Annotated in this window: 10 protein-coding genes; 1 reads left to right on the top strand and 9 read right to left on the bottom strand. The window is 62.7% G+C overall.

What is annotated here, in order from left to right:
* Position 1 precedes the first annotated feature (1 nt).
* The 9 genes from EOB49_RS06125 to EOB49_RS06085 all read right to left on the bottom strand — a co-directional run bounded on the left by EOB49_RS06125 (position 2) and on the right by EOB49_RS06085 (position 11,370).
* Positions 2-1,216, bottom strand: coding sequence for a glycosyltransferase family protein (locus tag EOB49_RS06125; protein ID WP_127321995.1), 1,215 nt, complete (start codon positions 1,214-1,216; stop codon positions 2-4).
* Positions 1,217-2,272: 1,056 nt separating this feature from the next.
* Positions 2,273-3,373: a class II histone deacetylase gene (locus EOB49_RS06120; RefSeq protein ID WP_127321992.1), complete on the bottom strand. Its 1,101-nt coding sequence runs from the start codon at positions 3,371-3,373 to the stop codon at positions 2,273-2,275.
* A 10-nt stretch (positions 3,374-3,383) separates the two neighbouring features.
* Positions 3,384-4,967, bottom strand: coding sequence for a GMC family oxidoreductase N-terminal domain-containing protein (locus EOB49_RS06115; RefSeq protein ID WP_127380473.1), 1,584 nt, complete (start codon positions 4,965-4,967; stop codon positions 3,384-3,386).
* A 10-nt stretch (positions 4,968-4,977) separates the two neighbouring features.
* Positions 4,978-6,045 carry a branched-chain amino acid ABC transporter permease gene (locus EOB49_RS06110; RefSeq protein WP_236383177.1) on the bottom strand — a complete coding sequence of 356 codons (1,068 nt, stop codon included), beginning with the start codon at positions 6,043-6,045 and terminating at the stop codon, positions 4,978-4,980.
* 26 nt (positions 6,046-6,071) lie between these two features.
* Positions 6,072-6,959 carry a branched-chain amino acid ABC transporter permease gene (locus EOB49_RS06105; protein ID WP_127380472.1) on the bottom strand — a complete coding sequence of 296 codons (888 nt, stop codon included), beginning with the start codon at positions 6,957-6,959 and terminating at the stop codon, positions 6,072-6,074.
* Positions 6,960-6,963: 4 nt separating this feature from the next.
* Entirely contained in the window at positions 6,964-7,692 is a 729-nt protein-coding gene (locus tag EOB49_RS06100) for an ABC transporter ATP-binding protein (RefSeq protein ID WP_127380471.1), read from the bottom strand.
* The gene (locus tag EOB49_RS06095; RefSeq protein ID WP_127317773.1) at positions 7,689-8,513 is read right to left on the bottom strand and encodes an ABC transporter ATP-binding protein; all 825 of its coding nucleotides are present in this window, start codon (positions 8,511-8,513) and stop codon (positions 7,689-7,691) included. The genes EOB49_RS06100 and EOB49_RS06095 overlap by 4 nt, the downstream gene beginning before the upstream one ends.
* 70 nt (positions 8,514-8,583) lie before the next feature.
* Complete coding sequence (locus EOB49_RS06090) at positions 8,584-9,882, bottom strand: ABC transporter substrate-binding protein (RefSeq protein ID WP_127380470.1); 1,299 nt, start codon at positions 9,880-9,882, stop codon at positions 8,584-8,586.
* Positions 9,883-9,936: 54 nt separating this feature from the next.
* Positions 9,937-11,370 (bottom strand): amidase, encoded by a 1,434-nt coding sequence (locus tag EOB49_RS06085; protein WP_127380469.1) that lies wholly within the window; start codon positions 11,368-11,370, stop codon positions 9,937-9,939.
* A 131-nt stretch (positions 11,371-11,501) separates the two neighbouring features.
* Between EOB49_RS06085 and EOB49_RS06080 the strand changes: the two genes are divergently transcribed.
* Positions 11,502-12,470 carry a LysR family transcriptional regulator gene (locus EOB49_RS06080; protein WP_127380468.1) on the top strand — a complete coding sequence of 323 codons (969 nt, stop codon included), beginning with the start codon at positions 11,502-11,504 and terminating at the stop codon, positions 12,468-12,470.
* Positions 12,471-12,885 lie beyond the last annotated feature (415 nt).

The following is a 12,885-nucleotide window of genomic DNA, read 5'->3' as shown; positions in this document are numbered from 1 at the left end:
CTCAGTTCATGCCTTCAATAACCGAAAGGTGAGGGCCAGCCTGCCGGTTGAGCAGTTCCGCGACGATTTCGGAAATATGAGGGAGCCCTTCCAGGGTCAGATGTGGATTACTCTGGGATGGACGAGGCCGATTCGGCAGCGCCACCAGTGCATCGGCAAACCGCTGGGAGTCCTTGGCCTCCTCCGGCAAAAGCATTTCGATGAGGCCCAGTTCGGCCGCGCGCCGAGCTCGGATCAGTTGTTCCTGGCGGGGTTCGATGCGCGGCACGATAAGCGCCGGCTTGTCGAAAGATAGTATCTCGCAATAAGTATTGTAACCGCCCATCGCCACTACCGCCTTGGCGCCGGCAATCAGGTCTTCCATGCGGTTGTCGAACTCGATAATCTTGATGTAGGGGATCGTGGCCCCCTTCTTCAGCAACTTGTTGCGCTTGCGAGCCGGCATGTAAGGCCCAAGCACGATCAGCGCCTTGTGCTGCAATTTCGGATCCTGCTGATAAGCGTCGATGACGTCGTGAATCAATTCGGCCCCGTCGCCGCCGCCACCGGTGGTAACCAGGATATAGTCGCCCTCTGGCCGGTGGCCGGGCAACTGGTTCCGCTGCAAGCTCCGTTGCAGGAAACCGACGAATCTCATTTTTGCCCTGACAGCCGGCGGCACATCCAAACCGGTCAATGGGTCGTAGAAATCCGGCGGGCCATAGGCCCAGACCTTGTCGTAGAACAGGCCTATCTTGCGCATCACATCCCTGCGCGCCCACTCTGCTTCGAGCAGATGCGGTGCATCCATCACCTCGCGCAGGCCAAGCACCAGCGTGGTGCCCCGCGTCTTGAGGTAGGACAGCGTGTCCTCAATCTCACCGCGCAGGCCGAGCGGTTCCTTGTCGACGATGAAGATATCCGGGCGGAAGGTCTCGGCTGTGTGGCGGATGATCGACTGACGCATCCTTAGCGTCTCATGCAGATCGATGTCCTTTTCCAACGAGGTGTATTCGCCGTTGCGCAACTTGATGACGCTGGGGATCTTCACGAAGTCGACGCGGGCGCGGTAGTCGAAGGCGCCGGCGATAGTCGCACCCGAAATGATAAGCACCTGAAGCCCACGGAAATCCTCGACTAGCGAATGCGCAATAGTCCGGCAGCGCTGCAAGTGGCCGAGCCCGAACGTGTCGTGGCTGTACATGAGAATTCGAGCGTTTTCTGCGTGTTGGGTCATTCTTGAACGTCTCTTAAAATTCTCGCCTTGAGACCGTGAGCGCCCCCGGCTTCGAAACCATCCCGGGTGTGAATCACATGGCCGCAATTTCAATTTATATCGCTTCTATGGAATGCCGTTCAGATATGCTTTCTGATCGCCAGTCCGGAACTAGGTGGGTTGGCGAATATCGCCGCGAGGAGTGAGCAGAGACTTCCTGTTGTATTGTGGGATGGATCGAGGAGGAAAACGATGTCAAAAAAATCGGCAGAAGTCATCCCTCTTGATTCCAATCCGGACTGCTAAAAACGATTTCCCCTATCTTGCCCATATAGCCAATTGCTTGATCGGTATACGAAAGGACAAGGTCGCTGGGCGTCCCACGGCGCATTGTTGTAGAGCTCATTCGTGCGCGCCATTGCACTCGCCTTAGACCAAAGGTGCTGCCCATTATTCTCTTGACGGGCGGTCTGATTGTGATTCACCGACCAGAAATTGAGCCATCTCTCGCCAAGCTAGCCGGAATTTTAGCAATAATCGAGTGGATGCCAGCGCGGTCGCGCCACACCGCCCGCACCAGGGTGTGTGCGACACCGGTTGCTTGTCGATCGTTATGACCCATGCCAATGCCCTATTGGAGCGGTGACGGTGCTTTTTTAAACGGCTTTGGCAGGCCGTCGAACGTCTTGGGGTACAAAAATCGCCCAATTGGTCCCGATAGTTGGTGAACCCTCGAAAAATTCTTTGCGGCGATTTCCCTTTAGAACCGAGGCGTAATTTTTTGACGGCTCTGGTGTCGGTCTCTTATGGGGCTATAGAAACATCCTAGTGTAATTTCAATTAGTTATAGGCTGTTTGAACAATCGAGTGGGAGTAGGGGTTAGCGTAGTCTGGAGTGCTCCGGCGTTTCTCGCAAAAAACGACGCGCTTTAAGTCTTTGTTTTCGTGCATGTCGTTGTCCCAAACCGGTACTTTTGGGCGACATGCATTAGCCTACCGTCAGCGCGTGCCCGCATTTGCGAGATTGGCCGCCGGTGTGTCTTGAGATCGCCTCATTGGCTGACCGCAATCAGGCTTCTAGGCGATGCCGCCCAAAAGTTCCTCCGCCCTGGAAACAGCGGCCGCCTGATGTGGCTGCAAGGGTTGGCCGGCATAGCTTTCGAAGACCGGCAGGAACGGGTCGTCGATATGCGTCCTGATGCCGGACAACTGCTCCATCACCGCCAGGCCACAGTAGGGAACGTAGGAGGCGGAATAGCCGCCTTCGTGCGACATCATCAGGCGCCCGCCGCAGAGGTCGTCCGCCGCCTGCATCAGCATCCGCGTCATGTCGCGGTAGCTGCCGCTATGCAGCATCATGCGCCCCAGCGGATCGGCCGCCGAGGCGTCGAAGCCCGACGGCACGACGATAAGATCAGGCTTGTAGCGATTGAGCGCCGGCAGCACGACGCGTTCGAAGACGGACATGTAAACGCCGTGGCCGCAGCCGGCCGGCAGCGGTACATTGATGTTGTAGCCTTCGCCCTTGCCCTCGCCGCGTTCGTTGTGAAGACCGCTGTCATGTGGATAAAGCCCGTCCTGATGGATCGAGATGGTCAGTACCGACGGGTCCGAATAGAAGGCGGACTGGGTGCCGTTGCCGTGATGGACATCCCAGTCGACGCTGGCGACCCGCTCGAAGCCATGTTTGGCCCGGTTCTTCAGGATAGCGACCGGAACGTTGCCGAACAGGCAAAAGCCCATGCCTTGCCCGCGCTCGGCATGATGGCCGGGCGGTCGTACCAGCGCATAGCCATTGTCGACATCGCCGCTCAACACCGCATCCATCACCGCCGCCGTGCCGCCGGCGGCCAGACAGGCGATCTCGTAGCTGCCATGGCCGAAGGGGGTGAGATAGCTCGCATCGCCGCCGCGCCCATCACTGAGCAGCTTGATACGGCTGATGTAGTCGCGGTCGTGGAACAGGGCGAGGTCATCCTCGCTCACCGCGACGGAGGCGATCTTGGACAGTTTCTCGGTCAGGCCCGAAACCTCCATCAGATTGCGGAATCGGCGTTTCGTGTCGGCATTCTCCGCATGCTCGCCCGGCTCGATGGTCAGGCTCGGCTGAAAGAACTGCGCGGCATTGCCGGTCTCGTGCCAGAGATAGAGTTCGTGGAAATTCCAGCCTGTCGTCATGTCTTGTTTCCTAGCCCGCCAGGATCATTGACGCGGCGCGTTCGGCGATCATGATCGTCGGCGCGTTGGTGTTGCCCGACACCATTTTCGGAAAGACCGAGGCGTCGGCGATGCAAAGCCCGTCCAGCCCATGAACCTTCATCGACGTCGGATCGACGACGGCCATCGCATCTGAACCCATGCGGCAGGTGCTGGTCGGGTGATAGAGCGTCGTGCAGTGGCCGCGTATATAGTCGGCGATCTCGGCGTCGCTCTCGCATTCGGCGCTCGGCGTGATTTCGCCGGCGAGCATTTCGGCAAGCGGCGACTGCGCCGCGATGCGCCGGCTGATGCGGATGCCTTCGACCAGCGTGGCGATGTCCGAGCCATCCTCGTCGCTGATGAAGTAACGTGGGTCGATAGCCGGATATTCGATCGGATTGGCCGAGCGCAGGCGAATCTCGCCGCGGCTGTCTGGCCGCTGCAGCGTGGTGTGCAGCGTGATGCCGGGTCTGGACGAAAGGAACCGAACATAGTCTCGATGCGGGCTGATGGCGCCGTAAAGCTGCAGGTCCGGCTCGATATCGGGCCGGCTCTTGACGAAGCCGCCCGCCGCCACCCAGGGTGAGGAACGCGGGCCGCTGCGCGATGTCTGCCATTCGGCGAAGTCGCGCTGCAGCGTCTCGTCGGTCCAGGCGCCGACGCCGATCTTGTCCTTGGTATAGAAGGTGATCGGAATGTTGATGTGGTCCTGCAGATCCTTGCCCACGCCCGGCAGGTCGTGCACGGGAGCAACGCCGACCTGGGCGAGTTCGTCGGCCGGCCCGATGCCCGAAAGCAGCATCAGCTGGCAACTGCCGATCGAGCCCGAGGACAGCACCACCTCGCTGTCGGCGAAAGCGGTCTCAGGTTCGCCATTGACGAGATAGCGGATGCCCTTGACCCGGCCCTTCTCGACGATCAGGCCCGTCGCCAGCACACCGGTTTTCACGGTCAGGTTGGGTCGTTCCCGCGCCGGGCGCAGATAGGCCTTGCCGGTGCCCCAGCGTTCGCCATTCTTAATGGTGAACTGGAACAGGCCGACGCCTTCCTGCTCGACGCCGTTGAAATCGCGGTTCTGCTTGTAGCCTGCGGCCTTGCAGGCCTCGATCCAGGCAAGCTCGTTGGGATCGACATGTCCGACATTGCCGATATGCAGCGGCCCGTCGGCGCCGTGCAGCGGGTCGTTGCCGAGTTCGGCATTGCTTTCACTGGCCTTGAACACCGGCAGCACGTCAGCCCACGCCCAGCCGGGGCAGCCCATCGCCGCCCAGCCATCATAGTCGGACGGCAGCCCGCGAATATAGATCATGGCGTTCAGCGCGCCGGAGCCGCCGATCATCTTGCCGCGCGGCCAGAACACCCGCCTGCCGCGGCAGCCGGCCTGCGGCTCGGTGTAGTAGCCCCAGTCGACTTCCGTGTTGAACATGGTCGGCCAGTCCGACGGCACGTCCGAGGCGAGCGGCGCCTCGCGCCCGGCCTCCAGCAGCAGCACCTTGCGGGCAGGATCGGCGCTGAGCCGGTTTGCCAGCACGCAGCCGGCCGAGCCGGCGCCCACTATGATCGTATCGAACATCGTCAGTCTCTCACTTTCCGGCCGGGGTCGGGCTTTGCACAATGCTGCTTGCTGCTGGCTTGCTGTCGGGGCTGGCGCGACGGCGCCCGAGCCAGTCGATGACATCGCCAAAACGGCCGACCAGCCCCTTGGGCATCAGCACCACCGACAGGGCGATGATCAGGCCGAGCCCGAGCGTGCGGAACTCGCCGCTCTCTCGCATCAGTTCGTCAGCCAGCACCAGCACCACCGTCCCGACCAGCGGTCCCCAGAACGTGCCGACGCCGCCGACCACGACGATGGCGATGATGAACATAAGTTGCGACATCGACAGCACACCGGGGCCGATCGCCTGGAAATGCGCGGCATAGAAACCGCCGGCCAGCCCGGTGAAGAAGGCGGAGATGCCGAACACCAGAAGCTGCGCCTGGAAGCGGTTGACGCCGCGGGCCACCGCATAGCCCGGATTGTCCTTCAGCGCCCGGAAAGCAAGGCCGATCGGGCTTTTGACGATCGCGTAGGTGAAGACCATGGTGAGCGCGAACAGCACCGCGATGATGGCGTAATTGCCGACCAGCCACTGCGCCCGGAGCAAGGCCCTGGTGCCGAGGTCGCCGAAGCGGGCAAAGCCGACGGCGCCGCCGGTGAACTGGCGGCAGACGGAGCCGACCATGACGAAACATTCGGTATCGGTGACGATCAGCAGATACATCGTCTGGGCGATCGCCAGCGTCAGCAGCGCCACATAGACGCCGGTCAGGCGAAGGCAGGCGAGGCCGACGACCAGCGAGAACAGCACGGCGCCCAGCGCGCCAGGCACAAGTGCTGCCCAGACGTTCCAGCCGAAATAGAAGCAGAGCATCGCCGTCGCATAGCCGCCGAAGGCAAAGATCGCCATTTGCGCCAGCGAGAAGATGCCCGAGAAGCCGAACAGGAGGTTCCACTGCGAGGCGATCGTCGCATAGAACAGCGCCAGCACGATCTGGCCAAGGATGTAGCGGCTGTCGACCAGGAACGGCAGCGCGATCGCAGCCGCGATCAGCATCAAGCTGATGGCAAGATCAGTCCTGGCCGAGCGGGACATGGAGGAACGGGACATGGGACGTGTCTCTGTCATGATACCCCTCACATGCGCCGGATTTCGGCGTGGCCGAAAAGGCCGGACGGCCGCCAGATCAGCACGGCAATGACGACGAACAGCAGCGATGGAAAGCCCCACCTGGCGCCCAAGGCGTACTGGACGAAGGATTCGAGCAACGCCAGCCCAAGTGCTGCTGCGATGGCGCCCGGCAGATTGCCGAGACCGGCGACCACGCACATGATGAAGGCCTTCAGCATCGGGTCGTTGCCGAGTGGCGGCGACAATTGCGTCATCGACGAGACCATGACGCCGCTGATGCCGGCGAGCGCGCCCGACAGCATCAGCACCTGCAGGTAGACGCGGTTGACGGCGACGCCCATGAGTTGCGCCGCGTCGCGGTTCTGCGCCGTCGCCCGGATCGCACGGCCCATCCGCGTGCGGCCGAGCGCCGCCGAGACGACGACCATCATCACGACCACCACAGCGATGATCAGAAGGTTCTGCCAGGGCAGCGTCAGCGGCCCCAGGCGTAAGGCACCGGCGATCGAGACCGGCTGCTTCAGCGGCTGCCCGCCATAGGTCAGGAGGATGGCATTCTCGAGGGCGATGCCGATGCCGACCGTGGCGATCATGACGTTGGCTTCGAATGTCGATTTGTCGTTCTGCAGGAGATTGCGAACGATCGCGAAATAGAGGATGGCGCCGGCCAAAGCACCCGCGACGATGGCACCGGCGAAACCGATTGCGACCGGCAGGCCGAGCGAGGTGATCACCGTGAAGGCGACGTAGCCGCCAAGCGTCAGCATCGCCGCATGGGCCATGTTGAGCATGCCCATCGAACCCCAGACCAGCGACAGCCCGACCGTCGCCAGCGCATAGAGCGCGCCCGAGGTGAAGCCGGCGACGAGAATGGCCATGAGAACGTCGGTCATGGCGTCAGCCTCCGAGATAGGTTGCGAGGAGTTCGTCGCGCGCCATCAGTTCGGCGGGCTTGCCTGACCAGACGATGGCGCCGTCGTCGAGCAGATGCAGGCGGGCGGCGAGGTCCTCGACCCGGGCCGGGTTCTCCTCCACCAGCAGGATCGTGCGCCCAGCCTTGCTCAGTTGCGAAATGACGTCGTAGACCTGATCGATGATCAGTGGCGCGAGGCCAAGCGACGGCTCGTCGATCAAAAGGATGCGCCCGCCCATCATCAGGCCGCGGCCTATGCCGACCATGCGCCGTTCGCCGCCCGACAGGCTCGAGGCGATCTGGTTGCGACGGTCGGCAAGCTTCGGCAGAAGCGCGTAGACCTCGTCCAGCCGACGCGCGATCTCGGCCTTGTCCGGCGCGAGATAGCCGCCCATCAAAAGGTTTTCGAGCACGCTCATCTGCGCGAACAGCATATCGCCCTGCGGCACGTGGGCGACGCCCAGCATCGCCGTCTCATGCGGCTTGCCGGACAGGCGCCGGCCGTCGATGCTGATCTGACCGCCGCGCAGCGGCACCAGGCCGGAAATGGTCTTGAGCAATGTCGACTTGCCATGGCCGTTCGGGCCGACGACGGTGACGAATTCACCGGCATGAACGGTCAGCGAAATGCCCTTGAGCACGTCGAGTCCGTCATAGCCGCAGACGATGCCGTCGAGTTGCAGGACAGGTGGTTTTGCGGCTGCGCCCGTCATGGCGTTCCCCCCACCGCCGGATTCGTCGCGGCAGCTTGCTCATCGAAGAATTTCTTCAGCCGTTTCTGCGTGCCCTGGCCGAGATAGGTTTCGACAACGGTCTGGTCCTCGGCGACCTTGTCCGGCCGGCCTTCGAATATCACCTTGCCATGGTGCATGATGATCACGCGGCTGGAGAGCGCCAGGAGAAAGCGCATGACGTGCTCGATCAGGACGATGGTCAGTCCCTGGTCGCGCAGTTTCAGCACCATCGCCATGATCTGGTCGATCTCGGCGACGTTGAGCCCGCCCACCGGCTCGTCGAGGAAGAGCATTTTCGGCCGGGTGGCGATGGCGCCGGCAATCATCAGCAGCTTGCGGTCGAGCACCGGCAGCCGCGCCACGGTCTCGTCGGCCTTGGCCGCAAGCCCGACGAAGTCCAGCGCTTCGATCGTTGCCTGCCGGACATCCTCGCCGAGGCGGAAGCCGGCCAGCCTTCGCCGCTGCCGGCCGAAATACGCGGCGATCTCGATGTTTTCGCGAACGGTCAAGCTGTCGAAGGCGGCATTGAGCTGGAAGGTGCGGGCGATTCCGAGTTGGCAGATGCGGTCGGCCGGAAGCGCCGAAATGTCGGTGTCGCCGAAATGCACCCGGCCGCCACTGGCCGGCGTGATCCCGGTCACCACGTCGAAGAAGGTCGTCTTGCCGGCGCCGTTTGGCCCACCAATGCCAACGATCTCGCCCGCATTGACCACCATCGACACGCCGTCGACGGCGGCCAGCGAGCCGAACCGTTTGACCACACTGTCACAAACCAGCATCGGACCGGCGGCCTCAGTCATATTTCTCACCCAATGGAGCCGGTCGGGCAAACGGCCCGGCCGGTGTCGTTGGTTTCATTTCCGCGTCCGGTCACTTGATCCATGGCGGTAGGATGAAGCTGTCCGTGGCATAGAGCACCGGCGCGATCAGCTTCGGATCGGTTTTGTAATCCTGATGCTGCAGGAACTGGTGCGGCATGCCAAGCGACGGATCGGCTACCTGCGTCGGATAGCAGAAGGCCGATTGGCCGGCCGGATCGGCCCGGTAGGTGCCGTTGACCCCGCGATAGACCAGGCGCTTCATCGCATTGGCCACCTTGGTGGTCTGCGCCTTGTCCATCGGTTCGCCTGGACCACCGGCGATTGCCGCGGCAAGCGCCCACATCCACAGGCCGTCATAGGTCTGCGATCCCGTGATGTAGGCCGAGTTCGGACCGAATTTGGCCCGGTAGCTCTCGCGGAACGGCTTGGAGAAATCGTCCGGCAGGCAGCCGATCACCGTCGAATAGACGACGCCGTTGACCGCCTCGCCGCCGATCTCGCGGAAAGCCGGCAGCGATGGTCCGTACTGCATGTAGATCAGGCTGTTGATCGGCTCGGCGAGGAACTGGACCATGAACTGCGCCAGGTCCTGCGGCAGGAAGTGCGTGACCAGGATCGCCGCCGGCGGGTCCTGGCGGAGTTTCGCCAGCGTCGGTCCCCATTGGTTGGTCGGGAACGGAACGGTCTCGAACAGACTAACCTCGAAGCCGTATTCGGCGGCCTTGTCGCGGATCGCGTTGGCGATGACGATCGAATATTCGTTGGCAGACGGGATGATGGCGATCTTCTTGTTGGGCGCCTTCCATTTGCCGTCCGCGGCAAGCGTCTTGAGGAAGTTCAGGCAGCCCGGTCCATACCAGAACTCCGGCGGATCGCCCTGGAAGGAGCTGTAATAGCGGGCAGGGTCGGTCTTGAACTTCTCATTGTGCGAAATCAGCGTGTTGTAGTGCATCATGATGACGTCGTTGTCGGCGGCGACGTCCATCTCGATCATGTTGGTGCCGAGATTGTAGCCATTGATGATGACCGGCGCCTCGAAGCGGTCGATCAGGCGCTGCATCGACTGGCTGACGAGGTCGGCGCCCATTTCCTTGGTGTCTTCGATGTGGATCTCGACAGGCCGGCCGAGAATGCCGCCCGCCGCATTGATCTCCTCGGCGGCAAGTTCGAGACCGTTCTTGAACTCGATGCCGTCGGCGGCGGCGATGCCGGACATCGGCAGGGCCGAGCCGACCGGAATGGGCTTGGTGTCCTGGGCGATCGCCGCAGTGTTCATATCGGCAAGAAGCGCGGCACCGGCCGCACCCGCGCCGACCGCGCCCTGCAGCATTGCACGTCTGTTCATCATGGCAAAGTTCCCCTTTTTGGCGTTGGTTAGAGTCTTTTCTTCATGCGAAATCTTTCACACCAGATCTTTCTGGCGAAACGCGTGGGTCATGGGCACGAAAGCGGCTTCCAGGTCGGCTGCCGCCGAAAGCACGCGGGCATCGTCGCCGCGCGCGCCGATGATCTGGAAGCCGACGGGCAGGCCCGCCTCGGTCATGCCGCAAGGGATGACGCAGGCCGGTTGCTGGCTGAGATTGATCGGGTAGCTGAACGCTGCCCATTCGATCCATCGCGAAAGGCCGCTGCCCAGAGGCACTTCAAGGCCAACGTCGAAGGCTGGAACCGATGTCCCCGGCGAAACGATGAAATCATAGTCGTCCAGCAGCCGGTCCATGGCGGCGCCGAATTCGGCGCGCTCCAACTGTGCGGCGACGAGCGTATGGACGTCGAACGCCGCCCCAGCCTGCGCGATCTCCAGGAAGCCCGGATCGATGCCCGCCCGTTCGCTCGGCGGAACCAGCGCCAGCCGCGCCGCGGCGCCGGTGAACCAGTGATGCTGGAACAGGTCGAGGAGATCGCCACCGGGAAGATCAATCGGCTCGACCGTCGCGCCGAAGGCGTCGAAACACGTCAAGGCGTGGGAGACGACGGCGGCGATCCCGGAATCCAGCGCTCCTGAAGGCGGCTTCGACCAGTAGCCGATCCGAGCGCCCCGCAAAACTTCTTCGATCCGGCCAAGCGGCGCCAGCGTTCCCACGCCTTGCTGCCAGTCGCTGATATCGCGGCCGGACATGGCGCCGGCCATGACGGAAAGATCGAGTGCTGTCCGCGCCATCGGTCCGATATGGGCGACGGTTCCGAACGCGCTGGACGGATAGGCGGGCACGCGGCCGAAGGTCGGCTTCAATCCGGCGATGCCGGTGAACGAGGCCGGAATGCGGATCGAGCCGCCGCCATCGGTTCCGAGATGGAAGACGCCGGCGCCGGTGGCGGCGGCCACCGCCGCTCCGCCGGAGGAACCGCCGGGGGTCTTTTGCGCATTCCAGGGATTTCGCGTGATGCCGCAGAGGCCGCTGTCGGTAATCGCCTTCCAGCCGAATTCGGGCGTCGTCGTCTGTCCGATGAAGACGGCGCCGGCTCTGCGCAGCAGGGCAACGGCGGGGGCATCCTTGTCATAGGCGGCGGAAGTCGTCGTCCTGCTGCCGTAACGCACGCTCCAGCCCTCGACCCAGACGATGTCCTTCAGCGTCGTCGGTATGCCGTCGGCCGCCGACAGCGGCTCGCCTGCCCGCCAGCGTTTCTCGGAAGCACCTGCGGCCTCGATCGCACCCTTGCGGTCGATCATGGTGAAGGCGTTGAAAAGCGGATTGATCGCTTCGGCGCGATCCAGCGCCGCCAGCGTCACCTCGACGGGCGACAGCGATCCAGCGCGGTAGGCGGCGCTAAGCTCCGCAGCAGCCAGGCGGCACAGATCATCGGCGTCGGCAATGGGAGACAGCCCATTCGGCATGCAGTTCGAACCCCTCACTTCATGGCCGCTCTTCCGGCAGCCTTGTCAGCCTGGGCAATCTGGCGGGTTTTTTCATCACCATAAAATGTATTGTTGTGGGGAATATTCGCTATTTAATGTAACAAAGAGCCATGAATCTGACCATTCGGCAGTTGCGCTATGTCTGCGAAGTCGCCCGCCTTGGCAGCGTGCTGGCGGCCTCCAGATCGCTCTACATCTCGCAATCCTCCATCCTCGCGGCGATCACTCTGGCCGAGGCCGGGATGGGAGCGCGCATTTTCGACAGGCGGCCGGCGCGCGGCGTCTCCATCACGCCGGCCGGCCAACGCTTCGTCGCCGCCGCCCGCATCATGCTGGCGGCGGAGACGGAGTTCAACCGGTCGATCGGAGACCTCAACGGGCGCGTGCCGAAGGTCCTGCGCATCGGCTGCTTCGAGCCGTTCGGCGCGCTGTTCATGCCGGAGATGCTGCGCAGCTACCTCGACAACGTCGGCGATGTCGAGATCGACCTTGTCGAGGCAGACCAGGTCCAATTGCAGGAACGGCTTGTCGCCGGCCAGATCGATCTGGCCATTCTCTACGACATCGGTCCATTCGGTATCGACAGCGTCACCCGCATCTGCAAGGTACCGGCGCATGCCGTGCTCAATGCGGACGATCCCCTTGCCGCGCGCGACGGCATCTGGCTGGCGGAACTGGCGGCACGGCCGCTGGTGCTGCTCGACCTGCCGCACACGGCGACCTATCTCCTGACCCTGTTCGACGTGCTGGCGAAACGGCCGGAGGTGCGCTTTCGCACGCGCTCTTATGAAACGGTGCGCTCGGCCGTCGCATCCGGCTTCGGCATGGCCGTCCTCAACATGCGGCCGATCGGTCGCGCCACCGCCGATGGCGAGGAGATCGTTCGAAGACCAATCCTCGATGAACTGCCGCCACCCACGCTGATCGTCGCCGACATGTACGGGTCGGCAAAGCCACTCTTCGTGCGTGTCTTCATCGACATGTTCCATCGCTTTTTCAGCGCGGTGGGCCCTTCGGGCTTTTCGGTGACGACGCCGGAGCGCGAACCTTTTCTACTGGTCGCCAGGGACGATGGCTGAGCCGCCCCCCTGGCGTTGCGGACATTTACAGGACCGGCGTTGCAACCGCGCCGGAGGCGCGGGTTCCTGATCGAGATGTTCGAGATCGACGGGCGGCTCGGCGACAACTCTTCGGTGCGCGCCCACGTTTCACCAACACCAATGCTCGGTCGCCTGCTCGCAGGTTGGAGCGGAGACGGTACTTTTCGAGACGGCTTGGGCACGCCGTCGAACGCCGCAAAGTGCAAGAAATCGCTCGATTGGTCCCGATAGTTGGTGAACCTTAAAATAGGGTGGCTGCCTGCTGAGACGTACAAAGGATCGCCGGTATCGAAGCCTACCGGCGCGACAAATGACGAAACCGGCGCACAGATTGCATGAGCACTGGCCATTGCCGTTAAACTGAAGTTTTGGCGCAACCACTCGGTTGCGGGCG

The organism is Mesorhizobium sp. M7A.F.Ca.MR.148.00.0.0, assembly GCF_003997735.1.
Classification (GTDB): Bacteria; Pseudomonadota; Alphaproteobacteria; order Rhizobiales; family Rhizobiaceae; genus Mesorhizobium.
The sequence above is the reverse complement of the archived record's forward strand: the minus strand, read 5'-3'. Positions and strand labels throughout refer to the sequence as shown.